Origin of the sequence: Chroococcidiopsis sp. [FACHB-1243], from assembly GCF_014696895.1 — a bacterium.
Lineage (GTDB): Bacteria > Cyanobacteriota > Cyanobacteriia > Cyanobacteriales > Chroococcidiopsidaceae > Chroococcidiopsis.
Window position 1 is genome coordinate 209328 of sequence record NZ_JACJQX010000004.1, and the last position, 18638, is coordinate 227965.

The 18638-nt window shown below is 43.9% G+C and carries 17 protein-coding genes and 4 pseudogenes; 7 read left to right on the top strand and 14 right to left on the bottom strand.

Annotated elements, in window-relative coordinates; genetic code table 11:
• Positions 1–620: 620 nt before the first annotated feature.
• The 3 genes and pseudogenes from H6G17_RS04780 to H6G17_RS04790 form a co-directional block, all read right to left on the bottom strand.
• On the bottom strand, positions 621–2954 hold the full coding sequence (locus H6G17_RS04780; protein ID WP_192154629.1) for an NACHT domain-containing NTPase: 2334 nt from the start codon (positions 2952–2954) through the stop codon (positions 621–623).
• An 897-nt stretch (positions 2955–3851) separates the two neighbouring features.
• The gene (locus H6G17_RS04785) at positions 3852–4067 is read right to left on the bottom strand and encodes a hypothetical protein (protein WP_199316504.1); all 216 of its coding nucleotides are present in this window, start codon (positions 4065–4067) and stop codon (positions 3852–3854) included.
• An 80-nt stretch (positions 4068–4147) separates the two neighbouring features.
• A pseudogene (locus H6G17_RS04790) lies at positions 4148–4783 on the bottom strand (efflux RND transporter permease subunit); the annotation flags it as partial.
• Between the two features lie 56 nt (positions 4784–4839).
• Between H6G17_RS04790 and H6G17_RS04795 the strand changes: the two are divergent.
• Positions 4840–4992: pseudogene (locus tag H6G17_RS04795) on the top strand (IS630 family transposase); the annotation flags it as partial.
• Here the strand turns inward: H6G17_RS04795 and H6G17_RS32450 are convergent.
• The 5 genes and pseudogenes from H6G17_RS32450 to H6G17_RS04810 form a co-directional block, all read right to left on the bottom strand.
• Positions 4993–5430: pseudogene (locus H6G17_RS32450) on the bottom strand (alpha/beta fold hydrolase); the annotation flags it as partial.
• Positions 5431–5611: 181 nt separating this feature from the next.
• Positions 5612–5821: a hypothetical protein gene (locus H6G17_RS32455; RefSeq protein ID WP_242038245.1), complete on the bottom strand. Its 210-nt coding sequence runs from the start codon at positions 5819–5821 to the stop codon at positions 5612–5614.
• A 12-nt stretch (positions 5822–5833) separates the two neighbouring features.
• A pseudogene (locus tag H6G17_RS32460) lies at positions 5834–6259 on the bottom strand (alpha/beta hydrolase); the annotation flags it as partial.
• 50 nt (positions 6260–6309) lie between these two features.
• Positions 6310–6609, bottom strand: coding sequence for a translocation/assembly module TamB domain-containing protein (locus H6G17_RS04805; RefSeq protein ID WP_199316506.1), 300 nt, complete (start codon positions 6607–6609; stop codon positions 6310–6312).
• A 62-nt stretch (positions 6610–6671) separates the two neighbouring features.
• Complete coding sequence (locus tag H6G17_RS04810) at positions 6672–7580, bottom strand: NmrA family NAD(P)-binding protein (RefSeq protein WP_192154632.1); 909 nt, start codon at positions 7578–7580, stop codon at positions 6672–6674.
• Between H6G17_RS04810 and H6G17_RS04815 the strand changes: the two genes are divergently transcribed.
• Together H6G17_RS04815 and H6G17_RS04820 are read left to right on the top strand one after the other, a co-directional pair.
• Positions 7579–7863, top strand: a complete 285-nt coding sequence (locus tag H6G17_RS04815; protein WP_192154634.1) for a hypothetical protein — start codon at positions 7579–7581, stop codon at positions 7861–7863. The two genes, H6G17_RS04810 and H6G17_RS04815, sit on opposite strands and share 2 nt — an antisense overlap.
• Positions 7864–7866: 3 nt before the next feature.
• Positions 7867–8049 (top strand): hypothetical protein, encoded by a 183-nt coding sequence (locus H6G17_RS04820; RefSeq protein WP_192154636.1) that lies wholly within the window; start codon positions 7867–7869, stop codon positions 8047–8049.
• Positions 8050–8375: 326 nt separating this feature from the next.
• On the opposite strand, the gene H6G17_RS04825 is transcribed toward H6G17_RS04820, so the two are convergent.
• Positions 8376–8648: a Mo-dependent nitrogenase C-terminal domain-containing protein gene (locus tag H6G17_RS04825; RefSeq protein WP_192154638.1), complete on the bottom strand. Its 273-nt coding sequence runs from the start codon at positions 8646–8648 to the stop codon at positions 8376–8378.
• Between the two features lie 361 nt (positions 8649–9009).
• Between H6G17_RS04825 and H6G17_RS04830 the strand changes: the two genes are divergently transcribed.
• The 3 genes from H6G17_RS04830 to fahA all read left to right on the top strand — a co-directional run bounded on the left by H6G17_RS04830 (position 9010) and on the right by fahA (position 12571).
• Positions 9010–10266 carry an RNA-guided endonuclease TnpB family protein gene (locus H6G17_RS04830; protein ID WP_192154640.1) on the top strand — a complete coding sequence of 419 codons (1257 nt, stop codon included), beginning with the start codon at positions 9010–9012 and terminating at the stop codon, positions 10264–10266.
• Positions 10267–10327: 61 nt separating this feature from the next.
• The gene (locus H6G17_RS04835; RefSeq protein WP_192154642.1) at positions 10328–11194 is read left to right on the top strand and encodes a hypothetical protein; all 867 of its coding nucleotides are present in this window, start codon (positions 10328–10330) and stop codon (positions 11192–11194) included.
• A 60-nt stretch (positions 11195–11254) separates the two neighbouring features.
• Positions 11255–12571 carry a fumarylacetoacetase gene (fahA, locus tag H6G17_RS04840; protein ID WP_192154644.1) on the top strand — a complete coding sequence of 439 codons (1317 nt, stop codon included), beginning with the start codon at positions 11255–11257 and terminating at the stop codon, positions 12569–12571.
• Positions 12572–12664: 93 nt separating this feature from the next.
• Here fahA and H6G17_RS04845 read toward each other — a convergent pair whose 3' ends face one another.
• The gene (locus H6G17_RS04845) at positions 12665–13150 is read right to left on the bottom strand and encodes an ankyrin repeat domain-containing protein (protein WP_192154646.1); all 486 of its coding nucleotides are present in this window, start codon (positions 13148–13150) and stop codon (positions 12665–12667) included.
• Positions 13151–14363: 1213 nt separating this feature from the next.
• Between H6G17_RS04845 and H6G17_RS04850 the strand changes: the two genes are divergently transcribed.
• The gene (locus tag H6G17_RS04850) at positions 14364–15221 is read left to right on the top strand and encodes an SDR family oxidoreductase (protein WP_192154648.1); all 858 of its coding nucleotides are present in this window, start codon (positions 14364–14366) and stop codon (positions 15219–15221) included.
• 38 nt (positions 15222–15259) lie between these two features.
• Here the strand turns inward: H6G17_RS04850 and H6G17_RS04855 are convergent, their stop codons facing one another.
• From H6G17_RS04855 to H6G17_RS04870, 4 genes are all read right to left on the bottom strand, one after another.
• Positions 15260–16396 carry an endo-1,4-beta-xylanase gene (locus H6G17_RS04855; RefSeq protein ID WP_192154650.1) on the bottom strand — a complete coding sequence of 379 codons (1137 nt, stop codon included), beginning with the start codon at positions 16394–16396 and terminating at the stop codon, positions 15260–15262.
• Entirely contained in the window at positions 16393–17151 is a 759-nt protein-coding gene (locus tag H6G17_RS04860) for a WecB/TagA/CpsF family glycosyltransferase (protein WP_192154652.1), read from the bottom strand. Before H6G17_RS04860 ends, H6G17_RS04855 begins: the two co-directional genes overlap by 4 nt.
• Positions 17148–18356, bottom strand: a complete 1209-nt coding sequence (locus tag H6G17_RS04865; protein WP_192154653.1) for a glycosyltransferase — start codon at positions 18354–18356, stop codon at positions 17148–17150. Before H6G17_RS04865 ends, H6G17_RS04860 begins: the two co-directional genes overlap by 4 nt.
• A gap of 88 nt (positions 18357–18444) precedes the next feature.
• On the bottom strand, positions 18445–18591 hold the full coding sequence (locus H6G17_RS04870; RefSeq protein ID WP_277875933.1) for a Mo-dependent nitrogenase C-terminal domain-containing protein: 147 nt from the start codon (positions 18589–18591) through the stop codon (positions 18445–18447).
• Positions 18592–18638 lie beyond the last annotated feature (47 nt).

Consider the following 18638-nt stretch of genomic DNA (forward strand, 5'->3'; position numbering starts at 1 on the left):
GCCTATTCGCGATCGCGTCTCAGAAAGTGAATGACTTTATGTACAACTTGTATGAGTTGTTTGTTTTTTGTTTGAGTTAAGTGATTCTCAAATATCGATCGGTTTCAGAGAAGATTTTGCTGATTTTTTGTATCGAATGTAACAAAAAACTGCATTACTGCTGTAGCATTTTAAGAAAAACCTTCAGTAGATAGAGAAATAAAAATGAGTTCTATGGCAAAGGCTTGAGCTTTTTTCTCGAAATTTTTCAGCACTCGCTCTTGATATCGTCAACATTCTCCCTGTTGAAGTGGACAAGGAGAATTAGGTATTGGCTCAACACAATAGGTAGCACTACCGACAGGCAGAACCTAAAAAATGCACAATACACTGTTGTCACCCCTGCCGCTATTGCTTTCAGCAGTTGAGCTATTCTATTCCTCGCCGCTTCTGTTCTTTCGGCTAATTTTGATTATCTGTAACGTGTCCTAAGGGCAATCTCTAACAGATGTCATTGGCACGGATTGATTCTCGCTGGTTCTATAGGCAAGCATACTGGCAAATCGCACTTAAAATAAAGTCCCTGCCCATACCTCACCTCTATAGAATACAATCAAGTAACCAGACCAGAAGATTACCCCCTATTGCAAAACTTTCAGCAATGCTGGTAAAAGCAATATTTCCTCAATTTTTTCTCGTACGGTAAAACTGATTTCACGACTCTTTTTAAGGCACTTTACTACTAGGTACTTAGCAACGTAGTATTGCTGAAGTAATGCCTTCTGATATTCGCTAAACTGCCACTGGTAACCAATGTTACGCTCCCAGAGGATCTGAGACCTCATTTCCTCAACCCAAGTTTGACCATTGGTAATCCACCATTCCTTGAGCTTTTCTTGGCTTTGTTGAGGGGTGGGTAGTTGTTCTCTCAGTTCTTGGAGTAAATTTTGCAATTTGGAGTGACAATCGAGGTCTATCTTATAAGGAAAAGCAGAGATTATAGCAAGGATTTGTTCCTCAGACGGGCGATCGCGGATAGTAAGTCCTATGGATAGCAGGCGTTTCAAAGCTAGATCCAAATATAGATCGTAAGTCAGTTTACTCGTAAGTCTTGGATCGATCTCAATGGAGAGAGACAAGTCGTAAACTGGTTCTGATTCGCCGTGAAGCTCCAACGATAGATAAAAAGCACGAACTGCGGCAGGTTCATAAGATACTTCGACTGAAAGAGATTTCTGCTGAAGCCAGAGCAAGAACTGCTGCAATTTCTCATCAGCATCTACCAGCTCATCGCTACGCTGTTGCATTAACTGAATTAGAGGATCGGCATCTTCTATCATTTCCATAACGAATAGAAATACTTCATGCCAGCGAGGATCGCTCATGTGGATAGTCAACTGCCTCAGATTTCTATTTAAAGCTTCTGGCTCAAGATTAGCAACAATATTTCTAGCCGTGAAATATTCTTGAAAAGTGGGATATGAGAATGAGTAGATTCCTTGAGCTTGTTCTACTATGACTCCATGTTCTACCAAGAGCGACCTTAGCACTGTTTCACTAATGAAGTAAAGTTCTTCTGAATCAGATGGAGTATTGGGTAAAGCGCGAAGATAGTCTTTGATATAGTGCAAAAGATTACTCTGCGTAAAACAGTAGTTGTCTTGCTCAAAGGTAATAGCAGCAATCTGACTGAGTAATTTTATCTTATGAGGTAAAGATAACTGATAGAGGCTTTTATCTGGTTTAATTCCTCTCACGCGATCCCACCGAACTAACAAAATATCTAATACTTGTTTGTATAACTCAGCGTGTTGAGCAGAAAAGCTTAAATTGGTTTGAAATAGAGAACAAGCTAGGTGCAGAAAAAGAGGTGTTCTAGCAAGGCTATAAATTGACTGATTTTCAGGCAACTTTAGTTCTTTTAGAAACCGATCTGCTTGCACTAACCCTTGTTCTCTGGGGTTATTACTGACGTTTACAAACCACTGCTGAGCGAATGCTTCGACTTGAGAGAAGTTTAAATCAGCTATCTCAACATCAGTAAATTTCTCCAGCCAGTACCACGGTGTAGAAGTGCGACAGGAAACTATAAACTGATTTTTGTCATAATCTTTTGACAAAACACTAATCTGTTGCTGAACCTCTGCCCTATACTCTTCTTCTACTTCATCTAAGCCATCCAGTAGAAACAATGCTTGACCGTGATGAAGTAAAGTTTCAATCTGCGGCTCAGAAAACCCGATTTTACATAACTCTTGACTAATATAGCTGAATAAACTAAAGTGTTGAGTCTTGCTGGCATCCTCGGCAAAGCTTCTGAGTCGGATAAAGATTGGTAGCCGATCTGGAAACAAGCTACCCCGATTGCATTGAATAGCAATGTACTGCAAAAGTGTGGTTTTGCCAGACCCTGGTTTACCTAGAATCGTCAGCTTAGAATAAGTTTCAACTACCTGTGCTGCTGAGACGTGTTTTTGACGAACTTCATTACAAATCTGGCAGCTCGAATCTTCGACGCTGGAGCAATTTAAATGAGATTTGTCTAACCGTCTATGACTCGTAACGTTCTCGAATACATCAACTTTAATATAAATATCTTCTAACTCTATTGGTCGGGCTGTATCTAATAAACGTATAGCGCCATACTCTGCTTGAATTCTATCGTGACAATGCGATCGCGCTGCTCGTACTAAGGCATCGAGATTCGCTCTCTCATCGTTCTCGTTCTCTTGCTTTGCCGATGTGCTCTCAGTTGGTAGAGCTACGATCTCTTGCCAATCTAAACCTAGACGAAAACAAATTTCTAGAAATGTCTGCCGCTCAATCGGTTTGCCTGCAAAGAACTTCCATATTGGTTGGCGTGTTTCAATTCCGACTTCACATGCTAGATCTTCTTGCGTCCATTGCGTATGTCTAAAAGCCCTTTTTGCTTTTTCAATACCTGTAGTAGATGCTTGTAGGGAGCGTCGTGCCATATGTCAATAAATATGAGGAATAAAAATTAAGTTGAATTGAATAGTTATGAAAAATCTGCAAAAATCAATTTGACTAGTTGGCAAAATTCCTAGCCATGTAGACAGATTTAAAACGAGCGCAAATTTAGTTGGATTATCAAAAGTATTTTCAGACAAAGTATTTAGTTGTCTTAAAACTATCCAGTAGCTAAATTAAATAGCTAATATATCAAATATAGTATAAAACCTTTTTATTGTTTGTTTTTTTGATTTTTAATTGATATCTTCATTTCATAACATACTCTATTATTTTTTTGTCAGCGTTAGATAACAAAAAGCAGTATGATAATCGAGTATTCAGCGATACTAGTGATGAAATTCTAACTCATAAATATATTAAAACTAGTAATTTTCTTTTTGTTTTGGTAGTACATATCTTCTATTTTTTAGAATACCCCCCCACAGGATATTGTCCAAGCGAATGATAAACAGCGTAACAAAATTTCAAATTATTTGCAATGACATGTAATATTATTGCCATTATATAGTAAAAAATTGGTATTAAGATACTAAGTCGTATAAAAATGTCAAACACTACTACTTTATTACTTAAGATACTTGAACGTCTTTTAATTCTTACTAGCTAGAGCAGAGCTTAGTTAACGTAGTAAGTGTAGCTACGTCGAGAGTATGCTATAAAACTCAAAGACGCTCGCCACTTGTCAGCATCAGCACAAGAAGCACTGCGGTATCGAGTCGTGAATGCAGATCGATTATGGTATGAGTAAATCCGTTGCAGCTCGCGTGTTTCAGGTGTTGCGCACAGCAGTGCATCATTGAACGCTCGTCTGTAGCAAATGGTAATGCATCATCGTTGAAAGGGTCGTGCCTCAAGCAAGTGTGGAATAAGCAGCAATATCATTCCAAGTCCAAGGACGATCGAATGTCCTGCTGTTGCTCCCGCACTTGACGAGCTGCTTCGTTTTGGTCAATGATGCGATCGACCGCTTCAAATTCCTGAACCCGACGCAGCATGACTTCAGCTCCAGGAATTTTGCTTGCCCTTTCAGCAACGGCTTGCGCTAGTTTCCAGGTATGACCGTACATCGAGTAGTAAACAACTAGAATTTTCATGATTCCTCCTAAGGAAGTTTTGGTACGTTGCTGTCAGATTTAATTACTACCTTTAAAGGTGGTAATTAAATCAGTAAAACTTAGCGAGTGACTTCTGACTCTCGTGCTGGCTCTGATAATTGTTGTTGAGAACGTTTAGACTTGCGACCTATATGAAACCAGCGATCGCCAAATGACTCAAATGTGATGTACAAAATCGGTACGACAAACAAACTCAAAACCGTAGCTACCAGCATTCCAGCAAATACAGCCGTACCTAAAGATTGACGGCTACCCGCTCCCGCTCCAGCAGCTATAACTAAAGGGAAAATTCCCACTAGAGTAGAAATTGCTATCATCAAAATCGGTCGCAAGCGTTCTTGAGCTGCTTCTAAGGCTGCTTGCGTAATTGATAACCCGCGATCGCGCAATTGATTGGCAAACTCTACAATTAAAATCGAATTTTTACTTGCTAAACCAATTGACATCACTAACCCAACTTGACCGTAAACATCATTAGGAAAACCGCGTAAAGTTAAAGCCAATAATGCACCCAGAACAGCTAGCGGTACAGCTAAGAGAATAATGAACGGATCGAGATAATTTTCATACTGAGCCGCCAAGACTAAAAAGACAAAAACAATTTCCAAGTCAAAAATAATGGGTGCTTGTCCGCCAAACTCTAATTCCTCCGCCGTAATTCCCGACCATTCATAACCGATATTAGGTGGTAAGCTAATCGGCATTAAAATTGCATAAACTGGAGATAGGAATACTTGAAAATTTCTCTATCATGCCAGCTAAGAATTTTCTGGCACATGAGCAAGTTAAGAGATTGCAATCAGAACTCAAGCAAAGCGAGTTACCGCATGTAAGAGAACGAATCTTAATTCTGTTGCTCCAGAATTATGGCAAGACACGACAAGAGATTGCTCAATTTTTAGGTCGGTAATTCCAAAGTCCGGCACTGAAGCAGTAGAGATAAATTAAAAGTTTCGCCCAGATTTTGACAATCTTGTTGCAGTTGGTCGAAATTCAACTTAGCACCCGCTAAAGCTAATGCTGTATGACCGCCGTAGGAATGCCCAACAACTCCGACTTGTTGTAAGTTGAGGGCAAAAGATGAGTCGCCGCGATCGAGCTGTGCTAAAACATCGAGCAAATACGAAACATCCAGCGGACGATTGATAAACTCCCTTGGAGGTGTCACGGCAGTAGCGCGACCATTCAGGAGCGATCGCAATTGTTCGGCATTGCTATTTGGATGTTCGGGAACGGCAACGGCAAAACCGTAACTGGCTAGCTGCTGGGCGAGATATCTAAAGGTATTGCGGTCTGAGCCTAAACCGTGTGAAATGACAATAACTGGGAAGCGTCGGGAGTCGGTAATTGGTAATTGGTAATTGGTAGTTGGTAGTTGGTAGTTGCCCCTCTGCCCCTCTGCCCCTCTGCTCCCTACTCCCTGCTCCCTTGGTAAATAAAGATCGGCAATAAAGGCGCGAACTGCGCAAAGCGCATGCTTCGCAAACGCGGCTGCAGTCGTAAAGTTCTAAGGTGCGTTTCGTCTAAGTAAAACTTCCTTGTTGGCGCAAGTCTGGTAATTGGGAGAAATTGGCAGGCTGTTGGGCGATCGCAGCCGCGAATTGTCTCTGCACTAGGGCGATCGCTTCATTTGTACGATTGATTACAGCTTGTAATTCTTCTACAATCTCTAAACTTTGCCCTAAATCGACTTGAATTCCATTTGTGGGAAATTGACGCAAGACATCGAGCAAAGTAAAGCCTTGGCGATTTTCTACTGCTGCTAAGATGAGAGCCGAGCGAATTGCATAAAATCCAGGAAGTCTTGCTTCAGTCCGAATCAGTTGTCCCAGTCGTTGTCATAAAGTTTCGCCAATCGAGGAATAAAGAAATTGGGAAATTGCCACCGGACTCAGATCGACTGGTGCAATCAGTATGCCTCGCACTCGTGCTAGTTGTGCGGGACTGAGCCTACGAGCGTAATCGATCAGTCCTCCCTTAATTTTGCCCGTTTTGGCAAACTCAGCTAAATCCTCGATCGCCACAGAACTTTCAAAAGCGCCGTATGTCGCGTAAATGCGATCGGCTGCTATTGCGGTTTGAACTCCCGCAGCTGGAAATAACAACAAAGAAAGTGTAATTCCCAAAGATTTAAAGAATTTACTGGTCAAAAGTTGTTGCAACACTGTCATGATGCCATTAACATCTTGCCTCGTACTCTACTAGCAACTGCTCTCGCCGCTCAAATTGGTAGAGGCACGTACCAAGGTTTGGTCGTTGAGGCGATGGTCTGAAACAAGCGTAATTCATCGATGCCTAAAGCCTCACCAATCTCGGTAATATTGTCTTGGAAGTTGGATAGTAGGGTAGAACCTGCTATTGTGGCAAGTCCTAGTGTAGGATTTCCTCTACCCAAAGTATTGATAAAGGAATTGCCTAACAGCGCGACGCTCTCTGCTTCGCTGCGATTCAGTTCGCTAGTCAGTTCTAGCTTATCCGCCAATTCACTCGCAGAACCCTCTACCACTGCTTCCACGCGCACGGTGCGGAAAGTGCCGAAGCTTGATGATAGGATTAGAAGGGATGGGAGGCGATCGCCTCCGCTCAGAGATTTTCGTAAGTAAGTTCTTTGTTTGCCCAGTGAGTTTCTGCCAGAAATTCACTAAATGTAGTTAGAAGTCTGGGAAATTCCGCTTCTCTTAAGCGCCTAACATCGGCTTGATAGCCTTGAGTGCGATACCACCTAATCAGGGCAAATAGTTCCCATCGCCAAAGAAGTAGAAATATCCATGCAGGTATTTCTCTATAGACAACTGGCATGGACTGTGCTTCTGAGAAGCTCTGCGCCATTTGTAAAGGAGTTAGCACGTCGCCTGCCAGCTCAATTTCTTGACCGATGTACTTTTGTGCATTTTTCATCACATAAGCAGCAATGCGTCCCATATCCCTAGTCGTAATTAGATGTAGCGGTCTGTCGGGCTGAAGCGAAAAGGAGAAGACCCCTTTGAGGATGGATGGTCGCGTGTACTTCTTCCAAAACTCTTCCATAAATAGACAAGCTCTGAGCATAGTTGTTGGCAAGCCAGCCTGTTTGAAAACTTGCTCCACCTGATACTTCTGCTCGATATGGCTGACTCCAGAATTTCTCTCTGCTCCACCAGCGGAATTATACACCAAATGCTCGATCTTGGCATCAACAGCCGCTCGTGCCAGTCGGTGCGCTCTCTCGATTTCTTGTGGATCGGGTTTAGCAGCATCGGCAGACAAACCGTGGCAGTAGACAGCCGAAATTCCCTTCAAAGCTGCTTGAAGCGATGCTTCATCATCCAAGTTAGCCTCAACTAGCTCAACGCCTGCATCACTTATCTTTGACAAATTGGGACGGCTCAGGTCGATTTTTCTAGTGATGGCGTGTAAGTCAGTAACTCCAGTATCGAGAAATCCCTTGACTGCGTTTTTGCCAGTGCCACCAGTCACTCCAATTAGCAAAACCCTACCAATTTTTGATTCCATGTCATTCGGGAAAAGCGATCGGGGAAATTCAAAACCTTTGCTTGTCATTCTATATATTATTGAGCCACAAAAATCCCCCTTCTGGTGGTTTGGACTGCGAGAAAGACTGCTGGTATATGGGCGATGGTCGCGACAAGCGCGTTTCACCCTCGGCATCGCGATCGAGACGAAGAAGCTGCGATGGGGGCAGGCTGACATAGATCGGTTTTCTCTCTACGATTTTCCTACCCGCCGCAGTACGAATAGAGACACAATAATAAATAGAAATAACTTTTTGAGGTAAGCTATGTTTCCTTTTTGGAGTAGTAGCTGCTACGGTGGCGAACCTATGTCTCGCAAAAGCTTTTTAGAACGTAGGCTTCGGTTTCTCAAGTGGATGCGAGACGATCTAGAGACAAAATTAGCAGGCATTAATGCGGCGATTGGTAAAGTAGAACAGCAGTTAAGTGAAGATGAAGCACCCGTTTGAAGTTAAAGCTTGAGGCTATATCTATACGCTACAGCTAATTAGGTAAATCCGAGCGTAGTCCCAGTGAAGCAACTGGGACTTTTCTATTAGCGGCAGGGGTCAGAAGAATAGTGATAACTGCGCTAACGCACATCATACTGTTCTGGCGATTCTGCTAATAGGGGAAATGTGTTCAAGTGCATCCCCTATCTTTCTTTGTTTTCGGCTATTTAGTCTAAACTCCAGTTTTACCGACTGACTGTCTACAATTGCGGCAGTAGCTTGGGGAGATCTTTATTGCTTCAAAAGATCGCTTAGTAAAACTTGTTTGCCGTAAGGCACTCTCATTAGTAGCAATATAGTGCTTTATGCTTATCAGATTCATTCGTGAGATAGGACAGAGCCTTGAACCGAAGGTTAACCAATTGCTCGTAAAAAGGATTTAGCTTGCACAGAGGTGGAATGTGAAATAAAGTACGCCCAAAAAGCTTAATGTCTCGTTCAAAAGGACAACTTGCTGGGATCGACTGGCATAATAACTTTGCAACCTTGCGATCGCGCACTTCTATCTTATCAAACCATTGGTCAACCAAATCCCGTAGATTGAGAAGTTTCACCATAACGATCGCTCCTTGTAATCCAGTTGAATCATGCTTGGTTTTTTGAGTCTATTCATATAAAGATGCATACTCTCGAAAAATTGGTCTGACTCCACTTTTTCGCGTTACACTCCTTGAGTTATGAACACTAATCAATTATTGATTAGTATTCATAGTATGAAAGCTGTCTGTTTGCGATCGGGTTCAATCAGATGTATAACTTCGTGTATAACTTCTGCCAGTAGTAGGGGATAATTTAACTTCAACGACAATTCATCCCACTACCATAACGCTTCGCGTTATGGTAGTGGGATGAATTGCCGACCGGATCTATACTATAAAATAGTTTACCACAAGTGTAAGGTTATGGTAGACTACTTGTATGCTGACATTGAACTACACCTATCGAATTTATCCCGACGCTGACCAGCAAGCCCTTCTAGACAAATGGCTAGAGACTTGTCGGTTGTCCTACAACTACGCATTGCGCGAGCTGAAGGACTGGATAGCGTCGAGAAAATGCCCGATAGATCGGTGTAGTTTGGAGTCGGAATATATCATGTCTGCCGATTATCCTTTCCCTGGATATCATCAGCAGCAAAACAATTTACCCAAGGCAAAGAAACTATTTCCTCACCTCGCCGCAGTCCCTTCTCAGGTTTTACAAACCAATATTAGAAGACTGCACGATGCCTGGGACTTTTTTCAAAAACGGGGGTATGGGTTTCCGAGGTTCAAAAAGTACGGACAGATGAAGTCCATACTTTTCCCTCAGTTCAAAATCAACCCTATTCAGGAAAAGCAAATAAATTTACCTAAACTAGGTCATGTGCAAATAAACTTGCATCGACCTATTCCAGATAGCTTTGCTGTCAAGCAAGTAAGGATAGTCAAAAAAGCAATGGGGTGGTTTGCTATTGTTTCTATATCCTCAGATGTAGAAATACCAACACCTTTACCCCATGGTCATTTTATTGGTGTGGATGTAGGGTTACTCAACTATTTGGCTACCAGTGATGGTTTCGTAGAACCAGGACAGAAGTTCTTCAAAACCGAACATCGTCGGCTGAAAGTGCTGCAACGTCGGTTAGCGAAGAAAACTAAACGTTCTAAGAACTACGAACAAGCCAGAATTAGGGTTGAGAAACAACACAATCACATCGCATTCAAACGCAAGGATTACCAGTTCAAGCTTGCCCATAAACTTTGTGACATGGCTGATTCTATATTTGTTGAGGATATAGATTTTAGAATCATGGCAAAAGGTTTTTTTGGCAAGCATACTATTGATGCAGCATTCGGACAATTTAGATCCATACTCAAATATGTTGGTTGGATGCGTGGCAAATTCGTTGCTGAAGTAGACCACAAAGGAAGTAGTCAGACCTGTCCTAACTGCCGTATCGAAGTGAGAAAAGAGCTGGGAGACAGAAGGCATTTTTGTCCAGAATGCCTGCATGAATGCGACAGGGATGTTGCTTCAGCTCAAGAACTGTGTAACCGAGGGCAAGAAACGTATCCAGGGACTCTGGAAAAGCAAGAAATTGGCTCTCAAGTCGGGTTGTCGGGGGCGATGAGCCTAGATAAATGGCGTAGGGGAGCAATACCCAAGAGCGATCTTGGGAAGCCCACGCCATAACGGTACTCCGTTTGGCGCTGGGAGGATGTCACATCAGAGCGTCAGGAGGAAATGAGATCTAATGCTCGCATCACTAAAAGCACTTCTCACCTCAGTTGTAGACTATGCCGGACTGTTTCCCCCAGCAAAGCTTGACTTGCGACAAGCAATGGAAAATTACGTCCAAGACTCGGCATCACCCTACGCTTGGATGCTGAGTCGCTTTGTCATCCCAATTTCCCGTTTGTCGGAGTTCGCGGAACTCTTATCGGCGTTTTCTTTAAAGCATTGGTCGCTCAGTGTAATTCTTTCGGGACTGGAATCGGAAATCGAGCAGGTGCAATCCCTTCACGTTGACAACAAGGTAGCGATCGCAGCTCTTGAATTTTCTCCTCTTTCACCTCCAGAAATAGAAAGAGTGTCGTCCGATCTTCCTACTGGAGTTGAAGCATTTTTTGAAATTCCCTTTAATAGCGACTTAAAGCCATATCTAAAGGTTCTGCGGCATACTGGTGCAGCAGCTAAAATTCGCACTGGCGGCGCGACCATCAATGCTTTTCCCAGCGTTACTCAATTGAGCCAATGCATCTTTTCATTTGCCGAAGCCCAAGTTCCTTTTAAAGCAACCGCAGGTTTGCACCACCCCTTACCAGCTCAATATCCCTTGACCAGCGAACCAGACAGTCCTGCCACACTAATGCATGGCTTCTTGAATGTGGCAACTTTAGCAGCACTCGCATACTGGCAAAAAGTCACGCCAACAGAAGCCATAGAACTTCTCCAAGCATCCAGCCACACTTTCCAATTCAAACAAGATAGTATTTGCTGGCGCGATCGCTGTTTAGATATTTTAGAGATAGAAGCAGCTCGACAACATTTCTTCCGCTCATTCGGTTCCTGCTCCTTTCAAGAGTCAGTCAACGACCTCAAGCATGTTTTAAATTGGTAAGAAAGCGATGCGTGGTGTGTGAAATATTTTTGACTTTTAACTTTTGACTTTTGACTTTCTATGATCCGTTCCATCAATCGCACCCACGATCCAAATTTACGCAGTTGGGTTGAATCGGCAAATCAAAAGGACACTGATTTTCCGATCCAAAATCTGCCGTTTGGCGTGTTTCGACCTCGGAACAGCAATAATTCTCGAATTGGGGTGGCGATTGGCGATCGAATTTTAGATTTAACTGCGTGTTGCCAAGCTGGATTGCTGCAAGAACTTCCCCAGGAACTACAAGCTGCATGTACTGCACCTAAATTAAATCAATTGATGGCGATGGGAAGTAGAGCAGCCTCAGCATTGCGCGATCGCTTGAGTCAGCTCTTACGAGCCGATGCACAAAATCCCCCTTTAGAAAGCAAAATTCTTTACTCGATGTCTGAGGCAGAACTTTTATTACCTGCGGATATCGGCGATTATACTGATTTCTACGCTTCGATCTTTCATGCCACTAATGTTGGTAAGTTGTTTCGTCCCGACAATCCACTCCTGCCTAACTACAAATACGTCCCGATCGCTTACCACGGTCGTGCTTCTTCCATCGTGCCTAGCGGGACTGCGATCGCGCGTCCCAAGGGTCAGAGGAGAAGTTCTGGGGAGTCAGTGCCAAGTTTCGGATTTTCTCAACATTTGGACTACGAACTGGAAGTTGGGTTCTTCATTGGTAATGGAAATCAGCTAGGTCATCCCATCTCAATTGATGATGCGGAGGAACACATATTTGGGCTTTGCTTGGTGAATGATTGGTCGGCAAGAGATATTCAAGTTTGGGAATATCAGCCTCTCGGTCCCTTCTTATCCAAAAGCTTCGCAACGACGATTTCTCCTTGGGTAGTAACCCTAGAAGCTCTAGCACCATTCCGTTGTGCATCTTTTCAACGTCCCCAGGAAGATCCGCTACCACTGCCTTATCTTTCCTCAGCGCATGATACTAAACTAGGTGGCATTGACCTTACGGTAGAAGCACTAGTCCGCTCAGAGCAAATGCGTGTTATGGGGATGCAGCCGTTTCGCTTAAGTCGCGCTTCTTTCAAATCGATGTATTGGACTTTAGCTCAGATGCTTGCTCACCACTCAAGTAATGGTTGCAATCTCCGCTCTGGAGATTTGCTAGCCAGTGGCACAGTTTCTGGTGCTGAAGCAGGAACGCAAGGATGTTTACTCGAAATCACTCAGCGTGGCTCAAAGTTGATTCAACTGCCAACAGGCGAGGTAAGTTCCTACCTAAATGATGGAGATGAAATTGAGCTGCGCGGATACTGCGAGCAGGAAGGCTATGCCAGAGTTGGATTTGGAGAGTGTCGAGGTAGAATTCTCTCAACTAGCTGACATTCCACTGATAATACGTCTATTTGTTGGAATGGCGACGTATCTTTGAGAGTAGTTAACAGTTGTCCATTCGAGAATTGATTAGGTTTTTATCTATGCGAGAATGGTAACAATCTCCCTACGCATACATTTCATTGCCAGCTCCAGAGGGGTATCCCTATACTTGCTTCTAGTATTTAACTGTGCGCCCGCATTTACGAGTAGCTTGACCCCTTCAATATTATTTTGCACAACCGCATCGTGGAGAGCAGAGTACCCGTTGTAGGGACCCTGAGCATTGAGATCGATCCCATATTCAATTAAAACTTTCATCACTGCTGGATACCCTAGATAAGAAGCGGCGTGAAGCGCAGTTCCTTTCATGCTAGAGTCAACGGCACGAATATTAGCACCAGAGTTAAGCAACAGCCTGACCATTTCAGAGTCGCCATTGGCAGCACTAATTATGAGCAGGCTATTTCCATAACTGTCCGTTTGGTTAGCGTCCGCTCCGCTAGCAATCAATTTTTTTGCTAATTCAAGGTTATTGTCGTTCACGGCAGCAACCAGACTGGTACTCGTAACTAAATTAGTTTTCATCAGTTTGTCCTCATGTTTGACGAATTTTTACACTACACATTTAAGAGTGCAAATTAAATCTTAAAAAAATCTTAAGACAGAAGATTACCAGATTGCTAGGGTCAAACTTTTTGAGTGAGGTAGCATTCTTTTGACTGTATGTGGTACACAGTAAAGGCAGCAAGTAAATATCTAGAACTAAAGATTTAAAAGAACTGAAGACTCAAACCAGAAAGCAAGAAATAGAGCAGGATTTATTCACTCCAGCACCCAAATTTGCCAACATTCCATTTCTGACTGTCTCAGAGTTAAAAGCCAAGCCGTTATTTGAACAGGAGCCAGGAGTCAGGAGAGTATTAAGTTGGGGATTCAGACCCCTCCTTATACTTGTGCCTCCAAATCGAAGATTTGGAGGAGGCTTTAGACCCAATAAGTCAGGAGCCAAGGAGCGCATTATTCCCACACGAATTCTGGCTCCTGACACAGCGACTCCTTTTTGGTTAGGCTCAATTAAAGTTCGACTGCAATATATGAAGGATTTCGCAGCGAACTTGAGCATTTATTACCTATTGACGGAAACAAACAAATTGCTGTACGAGCATTTAACCAGGGTCTATCTCGTCAGCAGTAGATGCCGCAAAATTTTACAGGGAGATTCTAATAGAATGCGATCGCTTGCTTTCAGTCCGCAAGGCAATCTTTTCGGATTTTAACGATTAATAAATGAGGACACTCGACGTAAACCATCTAAGACCGCTCTGATGGAGGATTGCGCCTCCCCTCGACGGTAACAAAGTGGAGGAAGCGATAAAAACTCCACACCATCGATGTCCTTAATTTGCACTGTTCGCACATTTGACATCGCTCTCCTTCAATGCGCGCTCCTGAGCCACAGCGGTATAACGCTCATACAGTGCTGTTTCTTTTCAGAAGTTTAGAGTTTATAAACAGCGATCGCAAGGCTAAATTTTTCGGAGTAAGTTTGCATTCTTTTGCTTTCTTCTCTGCGTGCGCTCGGATTTAAATGATAGGAAAGATAACCTTAGTGTAATACAAAATTGCACTATGAGTAATATCAACTTACTAAATAGATAAATACAATAAAGTTACTGAATCTTCAATAGAATAGTAATGCAATTTTCAGTATTTTTACTATAGACATTCCAAAGTTTAATGCTGTGAAGACAACACCTCATCATTTGCAGTTTCTCCAAACATTTGAGAGAATGCGGAAATGAGTAATAACATCTTGGTAACGGGCGCTACAGGCAATGTTGGTTCTGAAGTTGTGCGTTTGCTGAGCAAACGGGGATATTCAGTCAAAGCTGCTGTACGAAGTCATTCTGCTTCGCGCATTCACCTACCTTCTGGTGTAGAGTCTGTTGCTTTTGATTTTGAGCAACCCCAGAACTTTGAGCCTGCTTTTCGGGGGATTAATACATTGTTCTTGGTCAGACCACCTGCGATTTCGCAGGTGAAGAAATATATCTATCCCGCGCTTACAATAGCCCAAGCAACAGGTGTCGATCGCATTGTCTTTCTATCTCTCCTGGGAGCAGAACGCATGGCGATCGTTCCCCACGCTAAGATCGAAGCATACACTAAATCTCTTGGTCTGACGTACACCTTTCTGCGGGCAAGTTTCTTCATGCAGAACTTGAGTACAACGCATAGTCAGGATATTAGAGATAACAACGAGATTTTTGTCCCAGCAGGTAAAGGTAAGACAAGTTTTATTGACGTGCGAGACATTGCCGCTATCGCCGTAAAAGTACTGACTGAACCAGGACATGAGGATCGAGCATATGCCCTAACCGGATGTGAGGCGCTGGACTATTACGAAGTCGCCCAAATCTTTACAAATATTCTAGGAAGACAAATCGTTTACACTCACCCTTCTATCTTAAATTTTGCTCTGAAAATGTATGTTCGAGGGTTACAGCCTGGGTTGATTGTGGTAATGCTGGGAATTTACACTACAGCACGTTTGGGATTGGCAGCAAAAGTTACCGAAGATGTCAGACATTTGTTGCAGCGCTCGCCTATTAGTATGGAAGAGTTCGTGCGGGATTATCGAGCAAGTTGGATGTGACAAAGCCAGCACCAACTGTCATTGAGAATGAGACCCTGCTATAAAGGTGTCGCTTGCTTAAAAGCGCGGGCGATCGCCTTCCACGCCTCCTTGCGTCTCATGTTTGCATCAAGTGGTAAGGGACGTACCGCTCCCCCATCTCGGCGTGCTTGCCTCTGGGACAGCCAAGTGTAGCGATCGCTCAGTCCCCAAGTGATGATGGCAATGACCGCTGGCTCATCTAATACCACGGACAGATAATCTTGATAAACTCCGGCAACTAGGCGATCGCGGAGATGAATATCTGATGGCAGGTGTTTGTCTGTCACATCCAGTTCGGTAATTAGAATTTTCAGACCGAGACTTGCAATATCCTTTAGAAAAGCCTTCAACTTGCCAGGATTAAAACGAGTTTCTCCCCCCCATAAGTGAGCTTGAATACCAAGAGCCTGCACGGGAGTTCCCTGAGATCTCAAACGCTCTAGTAACTTGAAAACAGCAGTTCTCTTTGCTTCATCTTTAGGTGTGTCATACTCCATACCATAATCGTTGTAAACTAGCAATGCCTGCGGGTCTGCTGTAGATGCGGCGCGAAACGCTAGATCGATATAATCGGAACCCAAAAACCTCAACCACGGCGTGTTGCGCAAACCATCAGACCGTCCATCCTGGGGAAAAACTGCCTCGTTGACCACATCCCAGGAATGCATCTGTCCGGCATAATGCCCAGCAACTTTTGTGATGTGTTCCAGCATTATCTGTCTGGCATTCCGATGGTTGACCGTCGATTTAAACCATGATGGTAATCGGGCGTGCCATAACAAGGTGTGTCCGCGAAAAAGTAGATTGTGAGTTTTGGCAAACTGAGCTAGGCGATCGCTGCGCGTAAAGTCAAAACGGTTTGGACTAGGGCGAAGACTTTTCCACTTCAATTCGTCTTCTGGCACGATCATGGCACACTCTCGAACAAAGCTGCTGGCAAATTGCGGATTGGATGACAGCATGTATTCTTGCGTAGCGGCTCCATAGACTAATCCCTTCACTGCTGCCCATTCGCGTAAAGAAGCATTCTCGATCGCAGCGTCTGTATCTGCCGCTAATATCTGCCGATCGTACCCAGGCTGAGCTTGACTAGCGCCAGCACCTACACCTGCTAAAGCGCCCAAACCTAACAAAAACCTACGTCTCCCAGTCATCGTTCTTTAACTATTAACTCGATGGCAAATAGCCTCAAGATCAACCAAGGCTCAATTGAGTAGCGCCGCCAGAGCCGTTGCGGTTCAGCCAGCAAGCGAAACAACCACTCTAGACCGAATTGTCCTGCCCATCTAGGAGGAGTTGGTACGGCTCCTGCTACGTAGTCCATAGCAGCTCCAGCAGTCAAAATCGCATTGGCAGACAGTCGTTCGAGGTTATCTAGTATCCAGTGTTCTTGTCGAGGCATACCCATACCCAACATCAGTACGTGCGGTTGGTAAGCGGCGATCGCGTCCAACACGGCTCGGTTTTCTGAACTGCTCGGATGCACGTCAAAATAACCGTGAGCTGTAGCTAATTGCAAGCCAGGAAATCGCTGTCGTAATATACTAGCACCCCGCTCGACGACTCCTGGTTTACCTCCTAAATAAAATATGCGCCAACCTTGCTGCGCGGCTACCGCCATCAAATGGTCTGTCCAGTCTACATATGTAACTCTATGCTCTCGTCTAAGAGGCAAGCCCAGCAACCGCCCCAGCAAAATTAGAGACATACCATCAGCATGTATGTAGTCAGCGCGATCGTAGAAGGCACGCATCTTTGGGTCTTTGTGGTAGATGCAAAGACTGTGTAAATTGTGATTGGCAATAATCCATCGTTCGTCATGCTTAACAGCCTCGGCAATGAGGCGATTGAGATCCGAGATTGTCAATGCATTCACCCACACTCCAAGCAGGTAATAGGACTGTTTCATTGTTCCCTATCCCTAAAGATTTGCTCAACTGTTTCAATTAATGTCCGAATGCGGGCAGTCCAACTGTGGTGCGTAAGGATCTCTTGACGAGCTAGCTCTCCCATGTTTGGTAACGCTACCCGCGACTCATAAGCTCTGACTAATGCCAATTTGAGCGCTTGTTTATCGCCAGAAGGAAACAAAAATCCGGTTTCTCCATCTCGCAGCGCGAACTTGGCATCCTCAAAAGCCGAAGCTAAAACTGGTTTGCCCATCGCCATGTACTCATAGATTTTGAGCGGCGAATGATACATTGTACCGATTTGTAATTTGACATGACCGGAATATCCTAAGTCAAATCCGGCGATATAATCGGGTACTTCGTCCCAGGAAACTTGACCGACAAACTCGACCCGGTTTGATAAACCTAAACTACGAGCCTTAGATTCCCACTCTTGTCGCATCTGACCGTCTCCTACAACGACCAGAGACAGATCGAATCCATCCGTTTGCAAATCGTTAAGGACTTCTAGCAAATCGTCTAAACCCTGCCAAGGGTAAAGATTACCGACAAATCCAATTGTGAAGTTATCGAATATGCGTTTGGGATGGCGACCCTTGGAGTCAAAAACACTAGTATCTACGCCGTTGGGTAAGACAATGACTTTCTCTGGTGAAATCTCTGCTTCTCGAATGATAATCTCTTTGAGTGCTTGGGTGACGCAGACCAGCAGATCGCACTCTCGGTAGGCTTGAATTTCCAATTGACGTTGGAGATCGCTTAAAACAACATTCTTTCGCTCTGCTTTTGTCTCGTAGAACAAAGGGGAATTAGTTTCTAAGATCCAGGGAATACCGTGCTGCTTGAAGATCCAACCTAGAGACTGCAACGCAGCACGACGCTCGTAAACCAAATCTACCTGTTGAGCTAATTCTTGCCAAGCTCGTCTTGCATTGAGGTTGCTCATATACAAGCGGATTAAATCCGATCCAAGAGTCCGAACAAATCCTGCTGTTACGGCGCGCTCCGAGCCTTTTGTCACCCAACTACGCGGGACGCGATCGCCTACAATAAAAGGATGAACTTGCCATTGGAGAGCTGCAAAAGCTCTCATCACTCCCAACATATGCGATCGCGGTCCGCCTGCTTCAGCGTCAGGACGAGTAGAGGCTCGTGGGGCAGCAGATAAGTAGCCAAGCCTGCATATTACACTTTTGCGTTCCATATTTACAGTTCTAAAACACTGTCATTAGTCCTTAAATTCTGCAAAAATTTCAATGACTGCTTAACTAATTTTTTGACAGCGTTAAGTACTAGCAATATATTGCTATATCCTCTCCGCATTCGTCCGCTAGATAGCATAGGGCTTTAAAACGAAGATTTACCACCTGCTCGTAAAAAGGATTTACTAACCAGAGCATAGAATGGTGAACAGTTTTAGGCAGCGGAGTAAGCAACATGTTTCTCACGAAAAAAGTTTTGTACAACGTGTGGTTGACGTTGTGTA